Origin of the sequence: Micromonospora sp. CPCC 205739, assembly GCF_036906795.1 — a bacterium.
Taxonomy (GTDB): Bacteria; Actinomycetota; Actinomycetes; order Mycobacteriales; family Micromonosporaceae; genus Micromonospora.
The window spans coordinates 22,410-42,329 of sequence record NZ_JBAKHS010000031.1 but is presented as its reverse complement, the minus strand read 5'-3'; the positions used below and the strand labels follow the sequence as shown (position 1 = coordinate 42,329).

17 protein-coding genes, 1 tRNA gene and 1 pseudogene are annotated in these 19,920 nt (G+C 72.1%); 9 read left to right on the top strand and 10 right to left on the bottom strand.

What is annotated here, in order from left to right:
* Positions 1 to 29: 29 nt before the first annotated feature.
* Together V6U88_RS28195 and V6U88_RS28190 are read left to right on the top strand one after the other, a co-directional pair.
* Positions 30 to 524: a hypothetical protein gene (locus tag V6U88_RS28195; RefSeq protein WP_442934715.1), complete on the top strand. Its 495-nt coding sequence runs from the start codon at positions 30 to 32 to the stop codon at positions 522 to 524.
* A gap of 100 nt (positions 525 to 624) precedes the next feature.
* Positions 625 to 3,240: a hypothetical protein gene (locus tag V6U88_RS28190; RefSeq protein WP_334457602.1), complete on the top strand. Its 2,616-nt coding sequence runs from the start codon at positions 625 to 627 to the stop codon at positions 3,238 to 3,240.
* A gap of 240 nt (positions 3,241 to 3,480) precedes the next feature.
* On the opposite strand, the gene wrbA is transcribed toward V6U88_RS28190, so the two are convergent.
* The 3 genes from wrbA to V6U88_RS28175 form a co-directional block, all read right to left on the bottom strand.
* Entirely contained in the window at positions 3,481 to 4,080 is a 600-nt protein-coding gene (gene wrbA / locus V6U88_RS28185; RefSeq protein ID WP_334457600.1) for an NAD(P)H:quinone oxidoreductase type IV, read from the bottom strand.
* Positions 4,081 to 4,194: 114 nt separating this feature from the next.
* Positions 4,195 to 4,497: a muconolactone Delta-isomerase family protein gene (locus V6U88_RS28180; protein ID WP_334457598.1), complete on the bottom strand. Its 303-nt coding sequence runs from the start codon at positions 4,495 to 4,497 to the stop codon at positions 4,195 to 4,197.
* A gap of 161 nt (positions 4,498 to 4,658) precedes the next feature.
* Positions 4,659 to 4,745, bottom strand: a tRNA-Ser gene (locus tag V6U88_RS28175).
* Between the two features lie 75 nt (positions 4,746 to 4,820).
* Between V6U88_RS28175 and deoD the strand changes: the two genes are divergently transcribed.
* Positions 4,821 to 5,528 carry a purine-nucleoside phosphorylase gene (gene deoD / locus V6U88_RS28170; RefSeq protein WP_088959848.1) on the top strand — a complete coding sequence of 236 codons (708 nt, stop codon included), beginning with the start codon at positions 4,821 to 4,823 and terminating at the stop codon, positions 5,526 to 5,528.
* A gap of 243 nt (positions 5,529 to 5,771) precedes the next feature.
* A complete protein-coding gene (locus V6U88_RS28165) occupies positions 5,772 to 6,725 on the top strand; it encodes a hypothetical protein (RefSeq protein WP_334457594.1) in 954 nt (317 codons plus the stop codon).
* Positions 6,726 to 6,802: 77 nt separating this feature from the next.
* Here V6U88_RS28165 and V6U88_RS28160 read toward each other — a convergent pair whose 3' ends face one another.
* The 4 genes from V6U88_RS28160 to V6U88_RS28145 all read right to left on the bottom strand — a co-directional run bounded on the left by V6U88_RS28160 (position 6,803) and on the right by V6U88_RS28145 (position 8,734).
* Positions 6,803 to 7,249, bottom strand: coding sequence for a nucleoside deaminase (locus tag V6U88_RS28160; protein ID WP_334457616.1), 447 nt, complete (start codon positions 7,247 to 7,249; stop codon positions 6,803 to 6,805).
* A gap of 211 nt (positions 7,250 to 7,460) precedes the next feature.
* A complete protein-coding gene (locus tag V6U88_RS28155) occupies positions 7,461 to 7,988 on the bottom strand; it encodes a tRNA adenosine deaminase-associated protein (RefSeq protein ID WP_334457592.1) in 528 nt (175 codons plus the stop codon).
* Between the two features lie 118 nt (positions 7,989 to 8,106).
* Positions 8,107 to 8,274: a hypothetical protein gene (locus V6U88_RS28150; RefSeq protein ID WP_170285394.1), complete on the bottom strand. Its 168-nt coding sequence runs from the start codon at positions 8,272 to 8,274 to the stop codon at positions 8,107 to 8,109.
* A 73-nt stretch (positions 8,275 to 8,347) separates the two neighbouring features.
* Complete coding sequence (locus V6U88_RS28145) at positions 8,348 to 8,734, bottom strand: hypothetical protein (RefSeq protein WP_334457589.1); 387 nt, start codon at positions 8,732 to 8,734, stop codon at positions 8,348 to 8,350.
* 77 nt (positions 8,735 to 8,811) lie between these two features.
* Between V6U88_RS28145 and V6U88_RS28140 the strand changes: the two genes are divergently transcribed.
* The 3 genes from V6U88_RS28140 to V6U88_RS28130 all read left to right on the top strand — a co-directional run bounded on the left by V6U88_RS28140 (position 8,812) and on the right by V6U88_RS28130 (position 13,811).
* Positions 8,812 to 9,585, top strand: coding sequence for a M23 family metallopeptidase (locus V6U88_RS28140; RefSeq protein WP_334457587.1), 774 nt, complete (start codon positions 8,812 to 8,814; stop codon positions 9,583 to 9,585).
* A gap of 168 nt (positions 9,586 to 9,753) precedes the next feature.
* A complete protein-coding gene (locus V6U88_RS28135; RefSeq protein WP_334457584.1) occupies positions 9,754 to 12,666 on the top strand; it encodes a glycosyl hydrolase in 2,913 nt (970 codons plus the stop codon).
* Between the two features lie 74 nt (positions 12,667 to 12,740).
* A complete protein-coding gene (locus V6U88_RS28130; RefSeq protein WP_334457582.1) occupies positions 12,741 to 13,811 on the top strand; it encodes a PHP domain-containing protein in 1,071 nt (356 codons plus the stop codon).
* Here the strand turns inward: V6U88_RS28130 and V6U88_RS28125 are convergent.
* Positions 13,694 to 14,832, bottom strand: a pseudogene (locus V6U88_RS28125) (DMT family transporter); the annotation flags it as partial. The gene V6U88_RS28130 and the pseudogene V6U88_RS28125 overlap by 118 nt on opposite strands.
* A gap of 171 nt (positions 14,833 to 15,003) precedes the next feature.
* On the opposite strand from V6U88_RS28125, the gene V6U88_RS28120 reads away from it, so the two are divergent.
* Positions 15,004 to 15,672 (top strand): Uma2 family endonuclease, encoded by a 669-nt coding sequence (locus V6U88_RS28120; RefSeq protein ID WP_334457577.1) that lies wholly within the window; start codon positions 15,004 to 15,006, stop codon positions 15,670 to 15,672.
* Positions 15,656 to 17,326 carry a DUF885 domain-containing protein gene (locus tag V6U88_RS28115; protein ID WP_334457575.1) on the top strand — a complete coding sequence of 557 codons (1,671 nt, stop codon included), beginning with the start codon at positions 15,656 to 15,658 and terminating at the stop codon, positions 17,324 to 17,326. The genes V6U88_RS28120 and V6U88_RS28115 overlap by 17 nt, the downstream gene beginning before the upstream one ends.
* A 62-nt stretch (positions 17,327 to 17,388) precedes the next feature.
* Here V6U88_RS28115 and V6U88_RS28110 read toward each other — a convergent pair whose 3' ends face one another.
* Together V6U88_RS28110 and V6U88_RS28105 are read right to left on the bottom strand one after the other, a co-directional pair.
* The gene (locus V6U88_RS28110; protein WP_334457573.1) at positions 17,389 to 18,927 is read right to left on the bottom strand and encodes a DUF6114 domain-containing protein; all 1,539 of its coding nucleotides are present in this window, start codon (positions 18,925 to 18,927) and stop codon (positions 17,389 to 17,391) included.
* Positions 18,928 to 19,005: 78 nt separating this feature from the next.
* Positions 19,006 to 19,611, bottom strand: a complete 606-nt coding sequence (locus tag V6U88_RS28105) for a DUF6230 family protein (protein ID WP_334457572.1) — start codon at positions 19,609 to 19,611, stop codon at positions 19,006 to 19,008.
* Between the last annotated feature and the right edge of the window lie 309 nt (positions 19,612 to 19,920).

Genomic DNA, 19,920 nt, shown 5'->3' with positions numbered 1-19,920 from the left:
TGCGACAATTCGTATTCATTGCCACGCTGCTGACGGCTGCCTCGATCTCAGGCAGCGGCGTCCGTCCACAAGGGCCGGACGTGCCGGCCCCGCCGGTCGGCGACACCGCAGTGGTACGCCTCAGCGGCCTGGCCCAGATCGAGTTCGGCGACACCGAGCAGGAGTTGACCCGCCGTGGCGTGCTGCAGGCCGAGGTCGACGCCTGCGGGCCGACGCTGGCCGGGCACGGGGCCGCCAGCCCGATCTTCGTCGACGACCGCCTGGTGCTGCTCTGGCTGGACGACCCGATGAGCACGCCCGAGGGGATCACCGTCGGCACGCCGGTCGACGAGGTGCTGGCCAGCTACCCGTCGGCGGTCCGGCTCGACGCTCCACAGCGGACGTACCGGTTCGACGGGCTGCTCGCCCGCGACGGCGACCGGGCGTACCTCTTCCTGCACGACGGCACCTCCGTGCGGGAGATCATCGCCGGGTACGCCGACTGGGCCCGTCGCCTCTTCGACGAGGGCTACGGCCCCTGCTGACACCGACTCTTCTGGGACCGGAAGACGGATTGCCAGTTGATCGAGCGACCTGGAATCATCCCCTCGCCCCGCACGTCGCGCGGCATGTCACGGGGAGTTGATGTTGGGCGTTCTCCTGTCCACGCATCCGGGGAACCGACCCCGGAAAGGCCTCGGCCTGCTGTCGACGCTCGCGGCGGTCGCCGCGACGTCCTCCGTCCTGATCGGACCCTCCGCACCACCGACGACCACGCCGACTCCCGCCGGCGCCAGCACCAACCTCTCCCGCCCGGCCGCCACCGCGTCGGCGAGCACGTCGACCGCCGCGTCCGTCACGGCCCCCACCGGCCGGACGGCCACCGCCACGTCGACCGCCGGCCGGAAGCCGACCGCGTCGCCCGCGCCGACGCCCACGTCCGCAGCGACCGCGCGGCAGGCCACCGGCGCGGTCGCGGAGCCGAGCCTGACCAGGTACGCCGAGGCGAAGGTCACGCAGCAGCGGGCCCCCCGCGTCCCGGTCTGCGGCGGCAAGCTGACCCTCGGCAAGGTGGAGACCTGCCAGTCGATCAGCGGTCAGCAGAAGAACGTCTGGACGGTCACCACGACCGCCGACCAGGACACCCTGATCACCCAGCTCACCCGAGGCGGCGGCGACTTCCCCAGCGCCCGGGTGACCAACGCCGCCGGCCAGTCCGTCTGCACCTTCGGGATCGACTCGGGCACCTGCCGGCTCGGCCCCGCAGGCACCTACACGATCACCGTCACGCTGTACTCCCCGGACGACCGCGGCAACTACACCCTCGCGGTGGACTCGACGCGCACACCGTCCACGTGCGACGTCTTGCCGGGGAGCTTCTTTTCCTTCGACTCCGCGGGAGCGACCGACACCCTGTCCCTCGGCGCGGCGGCGAACTGCTACAGCTTCGACCAGCCGCTGCACTCGATGCTGCGGGTGATGGCCGAGCGGGATGGCGGTCTCGACGTTCGGGCACAGGTCCTGGACGCGCAGCACGAGCCGGTCTGCAGCCTCCCCTACGGCAGCGGCGAGTGCACCCTCAGCCGCCCGGGGCCTTACCGGCTGCTGATGTGGGAGCACTACGGCAAGGAGAGCCCCTACACGCTCAAGATGCGGCGGCTGTCGAACCCGGTGGGCTGCCCGGCCGTGCCGCTGGCGCCGTTCGGTGACCCCGGCGCCGCCCTCGGCAGCGGCGTCGCCCGGGCGGACGACCTGGCCTGCAACACCTTCACGACCGACGCCGCAGGGCCCGTCCTGGTGCGCTTCCCGCGTCAGGAGGAACAGACCACCGCGTGGACGGTGCACGACACCGCCGGCCGGCAGGTCTGCGAGAAGGGCACGAATTCGCGCCTCTGCGCCCTGCCGGCTGCCGGCACCTACACGCTGCTGGTGATGAACCGGCATGTCTCCGACGCCGCGGTGAACTACCGGGTGGCCATGACCCCCCTCGACCGATTCGACGGGTGCGCCGCAACCACCGGTACCTCCTGGGACCAGCCGGCCCTGCACCTGCACCAGACCTCGCCCGTGCAGACCAACTGCCAGCCGTTCCAGGGCAAGGCCGGCGACCGGGTACTCACCTACGCCACCCCGCACCCGAACGCGTGGCTGGTCGACCGGACCGGCGCGCAGATCTGCACCGAGCCGTCCCCGGATGACGGGTGTGTGCTGCCGGCCGACGGCACCTACCGGGTGATCTCGTACCTGTGGGAGTGGAACGCCGACAGCACCGACCTCACCTACCAGATGCAACTCCGTCGGCTCTCCGACCCGGTCGGCTGCCCGACGGTCCGGCCTGGGAGTTACAACGCGGCACCCGCCGGAGCCCTGAGCGGCATCCGCTGCCGAATCCTGGAGGTCCCGGCCGCCGGGGTCTACCGGGTCAAGGCCGTGCACGGCGAGAACCTCAGGGCGTACGCGCGCGTCTACGACCCCGCCGGCCGCACGGTCTGCACCGACATCCAGTGCGAACTTCCGGCCGCCGGGCGGTACACGCTGGTGCTCACTGGCGACCGGGTGATCGACAACGACCTCGAGTACGCCGTCGCGCTGCTGCCTTGGCAGCCGTCGGGATGCACGCCGGTCTCCGACACGGGCTGGCGCGAGGCGCCACACCGGGGCGAGTTCCAGACCTCCGGACAGCTCAACTGCCTCCAACTGCCCACCCCGTCCGGCGGGCGCCTCGCCGCGCTGCTGCCGGGCGAGACGACCGTCGCGACATCCCCGGACATCGACGTGCTGAACGCCGACGGTCGGCCGGTGTGCGACTTCTCCGCACTGCGTCAGCACAGCTGCCAACTGACCGGTCCGGCGCCGTTCTCCGTACTGCTCACTGGCAGGGACTGGGTCCCGACCCTGGCGTACGCCCTGGCCTTCGCCCGGACCGACGGGCCGCCGGCCTGCCCGGTGCTGCCCCGGGACGCGACGGGCGCCACGGTGACCACCGGGACGGACCGCTTCGTGGTCTGCTTCTCCATCCCGGCCGACCAGCACGCCGCCCAGGAGAGCTTCACCTGGGCCCGTACCTCCGGGGCCGGCCGCGCCCGCCTGTCGTTCTTCGACGGCCAGGGGGTGCGGACGTGCAGCCCTATCGACTACGCCGCCCAGCGGACGGTCACCTGCGCCCTGCCGGAGGGTCCGGTGACGGTCCTGCTGGAGACCGACGCGGTCGACGCCACGTACCGGGTGACCCACCGGGACGCCACCACCCCGGCGCCGTGAGCGACGGCGGGCCGGCCCTCTCCCGGGCGGGTCCCGCCGCACCCGGTCTGACAAGCGGAAGCGCCCGGCCGGTCCACACGGACCGACCGGGCGTTTCCGTCGACGGTGAAGCCGGTCAGTACATTCCGCCGCCGCCCTGCGGCCCGGCGACCCGGGTGCCGTACCGCATGGGCCAGATCCGGTCGGTACGCAGGCTCGCGCCGCTCCACGAGACGAACGGATCCGTCCCGAACTTCAGGTTCAGCGTTTGGCGGCGTAGCGGACCACACGCTGCGCCAGGTGATCGAGGGCGGCGAACTGCACCTCGGTCAGCGGATCGGTGTTGTTGCCGCCCGTGCCGTGCGAGACCCCGTAGGGGTTTCCGTCGGCGAACTTCAACGGGTCGGTGTAACCGGGCGGCACGATGACGCCGCCGAAGTGATAGATGCTGTTGTAGAGAGCCAGCAACGTCGCCTCCTGGCCGCCGTGGGGCGTCTGCGCGGCCGTGAAGCCCGCGTAGACCTTGTCGGCCAGCAGGCCCTGCACCCACTGTGGCCCAAGGGTGTCCAGGAATTGTTTGAGCTGGCTGGAGACGTTGCCGTAGCGGACAGGGGTGCCGAGCAGCACGGCATCGGCCCAGACGATGTCATCCGCGGTGGCCTTCGGCTCGTCCTTGGTCCGGTCGAAGTGTTGGCTCCAGGCTGCGTTGGAGGCGATGGCCTCGTTGGGAGCGAGCTCGGGACACTGCCGAAGGCGGACTTCAGCGCCGGCCTGCTGCCCAGCTTCGGCCAGGCGCTCGGCCATCGCATGGACGGTGCCGGTAGCCGAGTAGTAGATGACGGACAACTTGACGCCGCTCATGGCATTTTCTCCTGATGTGGCTGTCCTCCGCAGGGCAGCTGGTTGGCTCAGTGACCCCCAGTTTAAGTACCCTTTGCGGCGATTTGCGCCTGTTTCACTATATCGACGTTCCTCTCACGCGGTTCCGTCAGCCCTGCCCGGATCGTTGGGGTGCGGCTCCAGTGCGGTGACAACCGCGGTCATCCACGGACGAAGCGGCAGGGTGCCGAGTACCTTCTCGTGCAATTCGCCCTCGTTGGCAGCGCGCCACAGACCGACGCTGCGCAGCTCGCCGACCGGTCGCCACAACCGCACCAAGTGGCCCGCCGCCGCAAGCTCCGCAGCGCGCGCCGCTTCGGCGGCGCGACGTCGGTCGACCTCGGCCGGTTCGGTGCCCGCAGGGACACTGGTAGTCAGCTCTACCAGAAACTCCTTCATGGCCGTACTCCGTTCGAAGCGGGTGCGTGGTGCAGCGCGCTGGAGCGACATCAAGACGATCAGCCAACTACAGGCTAGGCAACAGACCCAGAACTGAGACCACAAAGCGGAACGCCCGGTCGATCCTCGCGGATCGACCGGGCGTCCTCGCTGTTCACGAGCGGTGGCGGCGGGATTTGAACCCGCGGAGGGCGTAAACCCTCACACGCTTTCGAGGCGTGCTCCTTAGGCCACTCGGACACGCCACCGCCGACGAGGGTACAGGACCACGGGTCTGGATGCCGAACCGGTATGCCCGCTCCCGGCCTGGCAGGATCTTTGCCATGAGTACGCACATCGGCGCGAAGCCGGGAGAGATCGCCGAGCGGGTCCTGATGCCGGGCGACCCGCTGCGGGCCAAGTGGATCGCGGAGACCTACCTCGAGGACGCCACGTGCTACTCGACGGTCCGGGGCATGCTGGGCTTCACCGGCCGCTGGAACGGCGTGCCGGTCTCCGTCCAGGGCTCCGGCATGGGCATGCCGTCCGCCTCCATCTACGCCCACGAGCTGGTCAACGAGTACGGCGTGAAGACCCTGATCCGGGTCGGCTCCTGTGGTGCCCTGACCGAGGACCTCCAGCTGCGCGACGTGGTCGCTGCGATCGGGTCCTCCACCGACTCGAACATGAACCGGATGCGGTTCGACGGGCTGATCGACTACGCCCCGGTCGCCGACTTCGGGCTGCTGCGTACCTCGGTCGAGGTGGCCGAGCGGCGCGGCATCAGCATGCGGGTCGGGCCGATCCTGGCGGCGGACGCCTTCTACACCGACCGGCCGGACCTCTACGACACCCTGGCCGACTACGGCGTGCTCGCGGTGGAGATGGAGTCCGCGGCGCTCTACACGATCGCCGCCCGGTTCAAGGCCCGCGCCCTGACCATCCTGACCGTCAGCGACCACATCAAGACCGGCGAGAAGACCACCGCCGAGGAGCGTGAGCAGACCTTCAGCCAGATGGTCGAGATCGCCCTGGACACCGCCATCGCCTGATCCCCCCGCTTGCCAAGCACGCCCCGTCATCCGTCGGATGGCGGGGCGTCGCCGCTCCCCCTCCCCGCGCCCCACGCCCCACCCCACCCCGTCGATCTAGGGCGAAGCGCTGCTAGTTGATCTCCCGGCGCAACCAGAATCCCTAGATCGATGGGGCGGGGGTTTTCCACAGGGGGGCGGGTTGTCCACAGGTTTGGGGGGAGGGGTTGAGGGTGGAAGGGCGGGGCGGCACGGTGGCCGGTCATGGACCTCTATTCAGCGGCGGCCGGCCTGCCGTGGCGGCTGCCGGTGGGTGCGCGACCGATTCGGTACCGGGAGCTGCGGAACCGGGGATGGACGGATCAGGCGATCCGGTGGCGGGCTAACCAGCACGCTCGGCTCACTCGAGTCCATCAGGGCATCTACCTGCCCGGGCCAGGTCATCCTGAGCTGGTCAGTCGGGCGCGAGCCGCGCTGCTGGCCGCGTCGCCGCTCGCGGTGTTGGGATTTCATACCGCCGCGCAACTGCACGGCTTCGGCACGGCCCCCACCGAGAGCGTCCACGTACTGGTACCCGCTGGCACACCGTTCCCCCAGCGTCCCGGGGTCACCGCTCACCAGGCGGTTCTCCCGCTCGGTCAGCCGGTCCACATCATGGGGCTACCCTGCGCACCGGCAGCACGCTGCGCCATCGATCTTGCTCGTACCCTGACTCGTCGCGACGCCCTGCCCGTCCTGGATGCGGCACTGTACGCCGGGGCGGTGAGTCGCGACGATCTGCTGCTCGAGGTCAGCCGCCACGGCGGCCTACGCGGTGTCCGACAGGCGCGGAACCTGGTCGGCATGGCGGATGGACGCAGCGAGTGCCGGCAGGAGACGCAGCTACGGCTCATCCTGCACGATGCCGGGATCACTGGCTTCGTGCCTCAACTACCGGTACGCGGCGATTCCGGGCGACTCCTGTTCCGCCTCGATCTCGGCGATCCGGTCCACCTGATCGCCGTCGAATACGACGGCTCCTCCCACCTGACCTCACAACGCCTACGCCACGACCGCGCCCGCCACAACTGGCTCCAACAACACGGCTGGCTCGTCTGCTACTTCACCGCCCCCGACCTCTACCAGAACCCGTTCTCCATCGTCGCCACGGTCGCCTCCGCTCGTCGATCTAGGGCTCATCGTTCCCGGAAGAGATCATCTCGCAGCAAAAACCCCTAGATCGGCGAGGAAGGGGCGGCGCGGGGGGCGCGGGGGGAGGGAGGAGGGGGGAGGAGCTGCGGCGGGTCAGCGGGGGGTCAGCGGAAGAAGGCGCGCAGCAGCGCGGCGCTCTCGGACTCCAGGACGCCGCCGTAGACCTCCGGGCGGTGGTTGAGCCGACGGTCGCGCAGCACGTCCCAGAGCGAGCCGGCCGCGCCGGTCTTGGGCTCCCAGGCACCGAAGACCACGGTGGAGACGCGGGCCAGGACCAGCGCACCCGCGCACATCGTGCAGGGCTCCAGGGTCACCACCAGCGTGCAGCCGTCGAGCCGCCAGCGACCCGTGCGCTCGGCGGCCCGGCGCAGCGCCAGCACCTCGGCGTGCGCGGTCGGGTCGCCGGTCAGCTCGCGCTCGTTGCGGCCGATCGACAGTTCGGTGCCGTCCGGCCCGTAGAGCACGGCACCGACCGGGATGTCGTCGGATCCGTCCGGGCCCGGAGCGGGCGTGTCCGGGCCGGTCACCGCGACCTCCAGCGCCCGGCGCATCCACAGTTCGTGCCGCTGCCGGCGGCCCGCCCCGTCCGGATCGGCCAGCCCCACGTGCGCGCCGGGCCCGACCCGGCCCACCGCGCCCGGGGTCGGCTGCCCCGAACGTACGGTCTCCAGCGCCGGGTCGGTCGCGTCGACCGGCTCGGCGGACCCGGCCAGCGGCGAGCCGCCGCCCGACAGGGGGGCGGCTCCGTCGGAGGAGGGCGGCTCAGACCTCACGCAGTTCCTCGACCTCGTCGGCGCAGCCCAGCACCTGGCACACCTCGGCCGTGACGTCCGCGGGCAGCATCCCCTGGTGGGCGCTGAGCCGGAGCAGCTTCTGGGCGGAGATGCCCAGGTCGGCGAGGATGTCCGCGTCCCCGACGGGGTCGGCCTCCGGGTCGACCACCGGCTGCTCGCTCTCCGCGTCGCCGGTGGCGGCCGGAGCGGGCTCCTCGCCCTCCTCCAGCCCGGTGACCGAGGTCTTCAGGTCGCCGACGAGCAGCGCGCCCAGCCGGGACTCCTCCGCGTACGCGGAGTCGGAGCCGAAGACCCGCAGGTCCTCCCCCTCGTCCAGGCGCAGGATCACCAGGTAGGCGTCGTCCGCCTCGACGAAGAGCAGCGACAGGTCGGCGTCGGGCTCGACGTCGCGCAGCCGGTCGGCGACGTCGTCGATGTCGGAGGCGCCCCGTAGGTTCACCTCGGCGGCGCTCCATTCGCCCTCGTCGCGCACCACGGCGGCAGCGAAGTACGACACGGTCCCCCCAAAGGCTTCGGCACAGCACGCCGACTCGTTACGCGATGCACGTTAACCGGTCGGGTCGGCAGGCGACCGGTCAACGCCCCGAAGGGCCGGTCAATCCTGAGAAAACGGGTCAGCCGGCGACGCGACGCCGGGTCGCGATCAGCTGCCGCAGTCGCTCGGTGCGCTCCCGCTGCGGCTTGTCCCGCTGTCGTACCGCGCGGGCCCCCGCCAGCTCGGCGAGAATCTGCAGGCGGCGACGGCTTCGCTCAGGGTCGAGCCGCGGGGTGGTCCAGGCCATACCGGAAAGCGTCCCCAGTCACAGCGAGTACGTCAAGATGGCGTTCGAAGCGGAGCCGACCAGCCACGGAGCGTCACCACAGGGGCCAGTCCGCGCTGGTCGCCCAGCGCACCACCACGACCGCGAACGCGATGCTCCAGCCACCCGCTGTGACGATCGCCACGCCGGTGCCGACCCCCCGGTCGCCGTACCGGACGAGCCCGAGGGCGGCCAGCCAGGCGACCGCGCCGGCGATCACGGTCCACCACGCGTACCCGGGGACGTCCCGGCCGAGGAGGCCGAAGAGCACCAGCCAGGCGGCGGCGACCGCGCCGCCGGCGGCGACTCCGCTGCCGGTCACCGGGTGCGGCTCGCGCCAGGTGGGCCGGCGGGGCGGCCCCGAGGGGAAGAGACCCGAAGGGGTACGCGCCATGAACTGCCCGGCGGCCGGCCCGACCGGGTACGTGGGCTGACCGTCCATCGCCGTCTGCTCCCGTCCACGGACCCCCGGCGCTCCGGGGGGACCCTTCCACCGTATCCGTCTGCCAGGATGTCCGGATGTCGTCGCGATCGACCGGCCGCCGCGCGCGTTCGGCGTACCCGGTCCTGCTGTTGCTCGGGCCGGCGCTGCTCGCCGGCTGCGCGCCCGGCGACCGGCCGGCCGCCGCACCGAGCACGGTCTGGGACGCCCCCTCCGCGGTGGCCACCGCGAGCCAGCCGGCGCCGACGACGACCGCGCCCTCCGCGACCCCGGCCGCGACCCCGGCCGCGCCGTCGGCGTCGCCGAGCCGCGCGCCCCTGCGGCGGGTCTTTCCGGTCCGCGCCAGCGACGTCGCCTACCACCCGACGCACTCGACGTATCCGGGCACGGACATCTTCGCCGACTGCGGCGAGCCGGTCGTGGCGGTGACCGACGGGACGATCCTGGAGGTGAGCCGGGTGGACCGGTTCGACCGGCGGGGGCCGTTGGGGCCGTACAACGGCGGGCTCTCGGTGTCGCTGCTCGGTGACGACGGGGTGCGGTACTACGGCTCGCACCTGAGCGCGATCAGCGCGGGCATCGGCGCCGGTGTACGGGTCCGCGCCGGGCAGCAGCTCGGCAAGGTGGGACGGACCGGCAACGCGAACAACGTCTGCCACCTCCACTTCGGCCTGTCGCCGAAGTGCACGGGCCGCGACGACTGGTGGATCCGGCGGGGCGTGGTCTGGCCGGCGAAGTACCTGGATTCGTGGCGGCGGCGCGGCAACCGTTCGCCGGCCGCCGAGGTGACCGCCTGGGAGCGCGAACACGGCTGCCCGAAGACCCCGCGGGCCACCACCGGCGCCGGCTGACCGGAGGGTCCGGCGGCCCGCAACGGGTGCGTCATTCGATTGAAACATTGACGAAAGTCATATCAATCGTTAACGTCCGCGTGAGAGAGCGCTCTCTCGGATAACAAACCTCCCGATTCCGACGAACCGCGACCCCGGTCCCCCGATCCGGCGCGCGCTGGAGGAACGATGAACCCTCCCGTCCCACCCCGCCGCACCCCCTGGGTGCTCGCCACCACCACCGCCCTGGCCGTCGTCGTCGCCGGCCTCGCCATCACCGCCGCCACCGCCCCGGCCGAGGCCGCCCCCGTCGGCGCCGGCAGCTACACCACCGACCGGGTCGGCCCGCTCCCCACCGGCTGCGGCGACCTCACCACCAACCCCCGGCAGTTCGCCACCGCCAACGCGCCCGCCGGCCCGGTCCCCACCAACGACTGGTGGTCGTCGCTGCTGTGGAAGCGGACCAACTGCGCGTACAGCGAGCCGCTGCACGCCCACCCCGTCTCCTACCAGCCGTTCGGCGACGGCCTCGGCTTCTCCGCCACCTCCACCCCCACCGTCACCGGCACGGCGACCGGGGTGGGCGAGTACAAGTACACGTACACCGAGGACATCCGGGTCGGCGTGACCGGGCTCGGCGCGCCGGTGGTCAAGGTCGACGACTGGACGGACTGGACGGTCAGTCCGCACTGGAGCGACGGCACCCGCACCCTGCGGGCCACCATCGGGCACGGCCTGCCGTTCGCGTACTTCCGGACCGGCGGCGGTGAGGCGCTGATCAACCCCACCGGCGGCAGCCCGACGATCTGGTCGCACAGCGGCGCCACCATCGGGTTCACCGTCCGGGGGCACGACTACGTCGCCTACGCCCCCACCGGCGCGAGCTGGACCGTCTCCGGCGGACGGATCACCTCCAGCCTGGCCGGCAAGGACTACTTCTCCGTCGCCCTGCTGCCCACCACGCCCGGCACCGACGCCACCGCCCGCGTCGGCCTCGCCACCACCTACGGCCGGTACGCCCACGCGCACGTCACCGGCACCCGCGTCGGGTACGCCTACGACCAGGCCGGCAGCCGGCTCACCACCACGTACGCGCTCACCACCACCCCGCGCGAGGGCACCGCCACCCAGACGGTGGTGAGCCTCTACCCGCACCAGTGGAAGTCACTGACCGGCGCCACCCCGATCGGCCAGACCTATCCGTCCGCCCGCGGCCGGATGAAGGTGCTCACCGGCGTCAGCCAGTTCCGCACCGCCATGACCTACCACGGGGTGCTGCCGGAGCTGCCCGCCGTCGCCACCGGCGCCGGCGCCGACCTGACGCAGCTCAGGGAACAGCTCGCGGCGGTCCGCAGCAACCCGATGGACCAGCGCGGCACCGACACCTACTGGACCGGCAAGGGCCTCGGCCGCGCGGCTCGGATCGCCGAGATCGCCGACCTGGTCGGCGACACGCAGACCCGTACCGCCGCACTGAACGCCATCCGGGCCACGCTGACCGACTGGTTCACCGCCACCCCCGGCAAGACCGCCCGCGTCTTCCACTACGACCGGAACTGGGGGACCCTGATCGGCTACCCCGCCTCGTACGGCTCCGACCAGGAACTCAACGACCACCACTTCCACTACGGCTACTTCATCGCGGCCGCCGCGACGCTGGCCAAGTTCGACCCGACCTGGGCCACCAATGCGCAGTACGGCGGCATGGTCGACCTGCTCATCCGGGACGCGAACAACTACAGCCGGGAGGACACCCGCTTCCCGTACCTGCGGGACTTCGACATCTACGCCGGGCACGACTGGGCCTCCGGGCACGGCTCGTTCAACGCCGGCAACAACCAGGAGTCGTCCTCGGAGGGGATGAACTTCGCCAACGCCCTCATCCAGTGGGGGCAGGCCACCGGCAACACCGCCGTACGTGACGCCGGCATCTTCATGCACACCACCCAGGCGGCGGCGATCCAGCAGTACTGGTTCGACGTCGACGACGAGAACTTCCCCGCCAACTTCGGGCACTCGACCGTCGGCATGGTGTGGGGCGACGGCGCCGCGTACGCCACCTGGTTCAGCGCCGAACCGGAGATGATCCAAGGCATCAACCTGCTGCCGGTCACCGGCGGTCACCTGTACCTGGGCAACCGGCCGGCCTACGTCCGGGCCAACTACGCCGAACTCGTCCGCAACAACGGCGGCGAACCCACGGTCTGGCAGGACATCCACTGGCAGTTCCTGGCCCTCGGCGACCCGGACGCGGCGCTGGCGAAGCTGCGCGCCAACCCCGGCTACACCCCGGAGGAGGGGGGGAGCCGGGCCCACACCTTCCACTGGGTCCGCAACCTCGCGGCACTGGGTCAGGTGGACACCGGCGTCACCGCCAACCACCCGCTGGCCGTCGTCTTCAGCCGCAACGGCGCCCGCACCTACGTCGCCAGCAACATCACCGCCGCGCCGCTCACCGTCACCTGGTCCGACGGCACCCGGCTGACGGTCGCGGCCGGACGGACGGCGACCACCGGGGCGTACACCTGGAGCGGCGGCAACGCGGGCGGCGGCGCGAGCCCGAGCCCGACGCCGACCGACCCGACGCCGACGCCCACCAACCCGACGCCGCCCCCCACCACCCCGCCGCCGAGCGGCTCGCCGACCCGGTACCTGCTGCCGGGCGGTGGTCTGGGCACGGCCGGTGGCCCGGCGACCACCACCGTGGCCGGTGCCGGCGGCGTCAACCACGACGGCACGCCGACCAGCCCGGTGGTCTTCACCGCGACCGGCCTGACCATGGCGTACTCGGGTGGGCAGACCCGTTTCGACCTGTTCCTCGACGCCGGCTCGGCGGTCGGCAACGGGGTGCAGACCCGGGTCTCCTACGACCTGACCGGGGACGGCAGCTTCGACCGGGTGGAGACGTACCGGTACTTCGCCACCGATCCGGTGCCCGGCTACGAGCACTACACGCAGAGCGCCGGGCTGCACTCCGCCACCGGCGCCCTGGGCAACCTGGCCAACGGCACGGTGAAGGTGGAGGTCTGGTCCGCCATCGGCACCAACCCGACCACCCTCGGCATCGGCGACCGCTCGGTCGTGACGCTGCCGTACGCCTGATCCGCCGCACCACCACCAGCCCGCGCCGCCGGTCGTACCCCCGACCGGCGGCGCGGGCGCGTAGTTTGCAGGTCATGAGCGCCCGGGACCCCATCGCCGACCTGCGCCGGATCGCGTTCCTGCTGGAGCGGGCCAACGAGGCCACCTACCGGGTCCGGGCGTTCCGGTCGGCGGCGAAGGCCCTCGCCGAACTGCCGGCGAAGGAGGTGGCCGAGCGGGCCCGCACCGGCAAGCTCACCGAGCTGCCCGGGGTCGGCGACGTCACGGCCCGCTGCGTCGCCGAGTCGCTGGCCGGTGAGGAGCCGGTCTACCTGCGACGGCTGGTCGCCACCGAGGGCACCGACCTGGACGCCGCGGCCACCGCGCTGCGGACCGCGCTGCGCGGGGACTGCCACACCCACTCCGACTGGTCCGACGGCGGGTCGCCGATCGAGGAGATGGCGCTCGCGGCGGTCGAGCTGGGCCACGAGTACCTGGTGCTGACCGACCACTCGCCCCGGCTCAAGGTGGCCCGGGGCCTCACCGCGGACCGCCTGCGCAAACAGCTCGACCACGTCGCGGCGGTCAACGAGGCGCTGCCCAAGGGGTTCCGCATCCTCACCGGCATCGAGGTGGACATCCTCGCCGACGGCTCGCTCGACCAGACCGACGAGCTGCTGGTCCGGCTGGACGTGGTGGTCGGCTCGGTGCACAGCGGGCTGAACGACGAACGGGCCAAGATGACCCGGCGGATGCTGGCCGCGATCGAGAACCCGCACCTGGACATCCTCGGCCACTGCACCGGGCGGATGGTGTCGTCCCGCCCGGCCGGGGTGAAGGGTCCGGGTGACCGCGCGCACCGGCCGCGTACCCGGTCGGAGAGCGACTTCGACGCGGACGCGGTCTTCGCCGCGTGCGCCGAACGCGGGGTGGCGGTCGAGATCAACTCTCGGCCGGAGCGGCAGGACCCGCCGAAGCGGCTGATCCGCCGGGCCCTGGAGGCGGGCTGCCGGTTCGCCGTCAACACCGACGCGCACGCGCCGGGCCAGTTGGACTGGCAGCGGTTCGGCTGCGAGCGGGCGGCGCTCTGCGGCGTGCCCGCCGACCGGGTGGTCAACACCTGGCCGGCGGACCGCCTGCTGAAGTGGGCCCGGACCCGCCGCTGACGCCCCAGCGCTGATCCACCCGGGTCGTCGCGACAGGGCGTCAGCGCGCGGCAGGCTCCGCGGCCGGCACGGCGGGGATGCCGGGAACGGCTTCGTCGCGCCGGCGGCGCGGCCCGACCAGGCCCTGCGTCACCGCGACGCCGAGCAGCACGACCAGGGCACCGACGGGCTGGTGCCAGTTCAGCCGCTCGTCGAGCACCACCGCGCCGATCAGCACCGCGAAGATCGGGATCAGGTAGGTCACCGTGGAGGCGGTGCTCGCGCCGGCCGCCCGGATGTTGCGCAGGTTGATCACGAAGGCCAGCCCCGTACCGAGCGCGCCGAGCGTTACCACGCTGCCCACCACCGGCGCCGACAGCTCGGTCGGCACCGGCGGCGCGCCGGCCACCAGCGGCGCGACCACCGCGAGCTGCGCCGTCGCCATCAGCAGTTGCGCCGTCGAGAGCGACAGCCCGGAGTACGCGCTGCCGGCGATGAACTTCTTCTGGTACGGGATGGCCACGCCGTAGCAGGCTGCCGCGCCGAGGCACATCAGCTGGCCGGTGAAGTGCGACCCACCGACGCCCTCCCAGACGCCGAGCACCACCAGCACCCCGAGGAAGCCCAGCCCGAGCCCGACCGCCCGGCGCGTGGTCAACCGCTCCGTGCGGAAGACCAGCACCGCCAGCGGCAGCACGATCAGCGGGGTGGTCGCGTTCCAGATGCCGGCGAGCATCGACTCGACGCGCTGCTCGCCGTAGCCGAAGAGGGTGAACGGCAGCGCCACCCCGAACGCGGCGACCACGACCAGGTGCGCCCAGACCCGGGGCTCGCGCGGCAGCCGGTCGCGGAGCACGGCGAGCACCACCAGCAGGGTGAGCGCGCCGGCGGCCACCCGGTAGAGGGTGAGATGCACCGGGTGCAGCTCCTCAACACCGATCTTGATGAACAGGAAGCTCGCACCCCAGATCGCGGCGAGCGCCAGGAAGCCCGGCAGCCAGCTGCGCAGCGGCGCCCGGTCAGGAGTCACATGGGTGGTCACCCCTGACACTCTGCCGCAGGGGTACGACGATGTCCCGCGAAAATCGGACGCCGTGTCGCCCGCCACAGCCACCGTCGGCCGGTGCGGACGTCGATCCTCGGCAGGTGCACGTTCCGCACCGGAACCCCGGCGGCGCGCCGTCGTTGATCAGCCGGGAGGGATGAGGCGTTGATGCTGCTGACGCGGGGGTCGGCACCGGTCCCCGACCTCGACGGCGGGTGGACGGTGCGGCGCGCCGAACGCCACCTGCGGATCGGCGAGCTGGCCGGCGCCCGGCACGAGTGCCTCGACGGGCGGCTGGTGGTGACGCCGTTCCCGCCGGCGACCGAGAGCATCGCCATGGCGAGCCTGGCCAGCGCCCTCGTCCCGGCGGCCGAGGCGGCCGGCCGGCACGTGCTCGGCCGGGTCAACCTGACCTTCTCGCCGAGCTGCTGGATCCAGCCCGACGTCACCGTGCTGCACACCCTCCCGGCCAGCGACGAGGAGGAACGGTGGGTGCCGGCGGAGCTGTGCGTCCTGGCGGTGCAGTTCGTCCGCCCCGGCGGACCCGGACGGGACGGCGCGGAGACGTGGCGTCGCTGCGCCGACGGCGGCGTGCCGTACGTGATGCGGGTGGAGACCGGCGGCCGGTCGCGGCCGGTGGCGGTGGAGCTGTTCGGCCTCGACGGCGACGGGCACTACGTCCGCACCGCGCGGGCGGTGGACGGCCAGCGGCTGCGCGCCCGCGCGCCGTTCCCGATCGATGTCGACCCGGCACGACTGCTGCCCCGAACACGCCAAACACGCTCGACATCGGGGCCGGTCGGTCACGTAGGGTCGCAGCGTGGGACGAATCGATGACCTCGCGAACCGCTACGTGGCCGACTGGGCCCCGCTGAGCCCGACCGGCGCCACCTACGTCGGCATCGCCGGCTACGACGACCAGCTCGACGACCTCTCCCCCGCCGGCTACGCGGCCCGCGCCGAGCTGACCCGGCGCACCCTCGCCGACCTCGACGTGACCGAGCCGGACTCGGAGACCGAGCGGACGGCCAAGGAGGCGATGCAGGAACGCCTCGGCCTCGACCTGGCCCGGTACGACGCGGGTGAGGTGACCAGCGAGGTCAACGTGATCGCCAGCGGGCTGCACGAGATCCGGATGGTCTTCGACCTGATGCCGACCGACGGGGAGGCCGCCCAGGCGAACATCGCCGCCCGGCTCAACCGGTTCGCCGCGACGCTGGAGGGCTACAAGACCACCCTGCGCGAGGCGGCCGCCGGTGGCCAGGTCAGCTCGAAGGTGCAGCTGGTCGAGGTGGCCAAGCAGTGCGACGTCTGGACCGACCCCGACGGCGACAACTTCTTCCACGGGCTGGTGGAACGGCTCGGCACGGACGGCACCCTCGGCGCGGAGCTGCGCCGGGGCGCGGCCTCCGCCACCGCCGCGACCGCCGAGTTCGGCCAGTTCCTCCGCACCGAGCTGGCCCCGCACGGGCGGGACAAGCAGGCCGCCGGCCGGGAGCGGTACGAGCTGGCCTCCCAGTACTTCCTCGGCGCGAAGGTCGACCTCGACGAGACGTACGCCTGGGGTTTCGCGGAGCTGGCCCGGCTGGAGGCCGAGATGCGCACCCTCGCCGGGCGCATCGTGGGTCCGGGTGCCACTGTGGACGAAGCCGTGGCTGCGCTCGACGCCGACCCGGCCCGGACCATCCAGGGCAAGGAGGCGTTCCGGGACTGGATGCAGGCGCTGGCCGACAAGGCGATCAGCGACCTGCACGGCACCCACTTCGACATCCCCGAGCAGGTCCGCCGGATCGAGTGCTGCCTGGCGCCGACCAGCGACGGGGCGATCTACTACACCGGGCCGAGCGAGGACTTCTCCCGCCCTGGCCGGATGTGGTGGGCGGTGCCGCAGGGCATCACCGACTTCTCCACCTGGCGCGAGGTGACCACCGTCTACCACGAGGGCGTGCCGGGGCACCACCTGCAGGTGGCGCAGACGGCCGTCCGGGCCGAGCTGCTCAACCGCTGGCAGCGGCTGCTCTGCTGGGTCTCCGGGCACGGCGAGGGCTGGGCGCTCTACTCGGAGCGGCTGATGGACGACCTGGGCTACCTGGAGGATCCGGGCGACAAGCTCGGCATGCTCGACGGGCAGGCCATGCGGGCGGCGCGCGTGATCGTCGACATCGGCATGCACCTGGAGCTGGAGATCCCGAAGGACAACCCGTTCGGCTTCCACCCGGGCGAGCGCTGGACGCCGGAGCTGGGCTGGGAGTTCATGCGGGCGCACTGCCGGGTGCCGGACGAGAACCTGCGCTTCGAGCTCAACCGCTACCTGGGCTGGCCGGGGCAGGCGCCGTCCTACAAGGTCGGTGAGCGGATCTGGCTCCAGGCCCGCGAGGAGGCGAAGGCCCGCAAGGGTGCCGACTTCGACCTCAAGGAGTTCCACCGGCAGGCGCTCGACCTCGGCTCGCTGGGGCTCGACCCGCTGCGCAAGGCGCTGTCCCGCCTCTGAGTGCTCCCGACCGGGGGCGGGCGGGACGGCCCGCCCCCGGTCACCAGGGTGGTGGGAACAGGTCAGGGCAGGCTGAGCTCCAGCGCCGGCCGGGCGGTCAACGTGTCGCACTCGACGAACGCCAGGTCGATCACCGGGTCGGTGAAGGTGATCGGGATGGGCGAGGTGATCGGAATGCCGTTCGGGAAGGGCAGGTCCGGCGTCAGCGTGATCTTGATGCCGAGGAGCCGGCCGACGAAGCGGGTGGCGTAGAACTCCACGTCGCCCTGGACCGTGAGCCGGTCGGTCACGTACTGCTGGCTGCGGCCCGCCGGGCCGTCCGCCACCAGCTTGAAGTCGTCGGTCACCGCCTTGCTCATGCCGAACTTCAAGGCCTTCAACGTGCCGTTCGCGGTCGGCAGGTCGACGATCCCCTCGAACCGCAACTTGGTCATGGTGACCTTGGAGCCGGTCAGCTTGGACGGCCGCTGGGCCACCTTCGGCTGCCCCGGCTCGGGTGCCAACCGGGGTAGCAGCTTGCCGGGCTCGACCGTGTCGGGCCGCTTCGGTCGGCTCGGCACGCACTCGCCGGTACGGCCCGACGCCCGACCGGTCGGGGTCGGCCCGGCGCTCGGCGAGATCGCCTTCGCGCTCGGCGCGGTCGCCGTCGGGCTCGGCGTCGGGCTCGGCGTCGGGCTGGCGGAGGGGGTCGCGCTCGGCTCGGCCCGCCGACCCCCGGTGAAGAGGTCGCCGATGCCGCGCAGGATGTCGCCGATGATGGTGCCGTCCGAGGTGGACGTCGGCGACGGGGTGGGGCCGGCCGACGGGGTGGCGGTCGGCGCGCTCGGCCGGGGCGCAGCCGACCGGGTGGGCGACGGGGCGGACGGCCGCGGGCAGGCGGTGGCGGTGACGGCCGGGGTGGGCACCGCCGGAGCGGCCTGCACCGGCGACGGTCGGGTGGCGACCAGCCCACCGGCGGAGAGGCCGAGCACCACCAGCGCCACGGCGAAGTAGCGCGGGTCCCGGGGGCCGGCCGGCGGCGTGGGCGGGGCCTCGTACCCGGCCGGGGCCGGGTGCTCCGGCCGGTACGACGGCAGCTCGCCGCGCTGGTGGGGCAGGGGCCGGTCGTCGACCGGCATCAGGTCGTCCGCCAGCGTCGGGTCGTCGGGCCCGGGGGTGCCGGGGTCCTCGTCGCCCGGCGGATCCACCGCGGTGGTCGCGGCGTCGTTCCGGGCGAGCGGCGTCCAGGCGAAGCCGAGGGCGCTGCCGACCAGGCCGAGCAGCAGGCCGACGAAGAAGCCGCCCAGGTTGAGGCCCATCAGCGAGTAGATCGTGGTGACCGCGGCGACGATCGAGTAGAAGAGTCGCTGCGCCGGGCTGAACCAGAGCAGCAGCCCACAGGTGAGCAGGATGACGGGGATGAGCAGCGAGTAGAGCCCGGTGGCTCCGGACTGGAAGCTCAGGCCGTTGAGCGTCATCCGGGTGGAGGCGAACATCTCCACCCCGGCCAGCGCGGTGAACAGGCCGCCCCAGAACGGCCGGCTCCGCCGCCAGCGGCGGAATCCCCGCCAGGCCCGGCCGGGGCCACCGGCGCGGACGTGTCGTGGATCGGCGGTTGTCACGTACTCCTCCTGGCTGAGCGGGGGACGGGGGACCGGACGCGGCCCGCGGCGGTTGCGCGCCGCGGGCCACGACTCAGCTCAGAAGCATTCCTTGCCCTTGGCGGCGTCCCCGACGTTGACCTTGAGACGGAGGCCGGTCAGGTTGAAGGTGGCCGCGGTGGTGTAGCGGGACACCTGCTCCAGATCGGTGATGGTGACGTGCTGGGCGTCCTGACCGAACGACCCGGCCTGCGCCGACGCGTTCAGGTCGGTGGCGTCGCGGCCGATCCTGATGTTGGTGAACGTCGCGTTGCCCTCCAGGCTGTCCATCGCGATCAGCATGTCCTTGGCGGTCGCCGGCTTGTCGTCCCCGGCGTTGATGGTGAGGACCACCGGCAGGCCGGGCAGGTCGGCGCGGACCGACTGGCAGAGCTTGTACAGCTCGGCGCGACTGATCTCGGAGAGGGCGACCGGGTGGACCTTGCCGTTCTTCTCCTTGGCGATGCCGCCGTACTGCTTGAAGCCGTCACCCTCCAGGCGCTCGGCGCCGATCTTGAAGGTCTGGCCGGAGACGGTGATGTCGGACGCGATCGCGCCGGACTGCATGCCGAACAGGATGGCGCCGACGGCTGCGGTCGCCGGCACCATCATCGCGGCGAAACGCCGCCACCGGGTACGACCCGGGTTCTCGATCCGATCCTGCACGGGTTCCTCCTGGGTGGGGGGCGGTGCTCTTCGGGGTCGTTCGCCAGGTCGTGGACGGGGGCACCCCGGGGGCCGGACCGGGAGGCCTGTTACCAGCGAGTAACGAACGTGCGCATGATGGTGCACCCAGTGAGGCGTGGGTCACAAGACCCTACTTACGGTGCCGTAAGTTACCGGGACGGCAAGGGTTGATCGTCTTCACTCTCGGTGCATGGCATTCGGGCGCAGACGCGAGGACCAAGCCGCCAAAAAGGACGTTCCCGAGCGCCGTCGGCTACCCCGCGCAGTGAAACCATCGACAAGTTACGA

Coding starts and splice junctions, on each gene's coding strand:
- V6U88_RS28190 (WP_334457602.1), top strand. CDS start 625: ATGTTGGGCGTTCTCCTGTCCACGCATCCGGGGAACCGACCCCGGAAA.
- wrbA (WP_334457600.1), bottom strand. CDS start 4,080: ATGAGCGGCGTCAAGTTGTCCGTCATCTACTACTCGGCTACCGGCACC.
- V6U88_RS28180 (WP_334457598.1), bottom strand. CDS start 4,497: ATGAAGGAGTTTCTGGTAGAGCTGACTACCAGTGTCCCTGCGGGCACC.
- deoD (WP_088959848.1), top strand. CDS start 4,821: ATGAGTACGCACATCGGCGCGAAGCCGGGAGAGATCGCCGAGCGGGTC.
- V6U88_RS28165 (WP_334457594.1), top strand. CDS start 5,772: ATGGACCTCTATTCAGCGGCGGCCGGCCTGCCGTGGCGGCTGCCGGTG.
- V6U88_RS28160 (WP_334457616.1), bottom strand. CDS start 7,249: ATGCGCCGGGCGCTGGAGGTCGCGGTGACCGGCCCGGACACGCCCGCT.
- V6U88_RS28150 (WP_170285394.1), bottom strand. CDS start 8,274: ATGGCCTGGACCACCCCGCGGCTCGACCCTGAGCGAAGCCGTCGCCGC.
- V6U88_RS28145 (WP_334457589.1), bottom strand. CDS start 8,734: ATGGACGGTCAGCCCACGTACCCGGTCGGGCCGGCCGCCGGGCAGTTC.
- V6U88_RS28140 (WP_334457587.1), top strand. CDS start 8,812: ATGTCGTCGCGATCGACCGGCCGCCGCGCGCGTTCGGCGTACCCGGTC.
- V6U88_RS28135 (WP_334457584.1), top strand. CDS start 9,754: ATGAACCCTCCCGTCCCACCCCGCCGCACCCCCTGGGTGCTCGCCACC.
- V6U88_RS28130 (WP_334457582.1), top strand. CDS start 12,741: ATGAGCGCCCGGGACCCCATCGCCGACCTGCGCCGGATCGCGTTCCTG.
- V6U88_RS28120 (WP_334457577.1), top strand. CDS start 15,004: ATGCTGCTGACGCGGGGGTCGGCACCGGTCCCCGACCTCGACGGCGGG.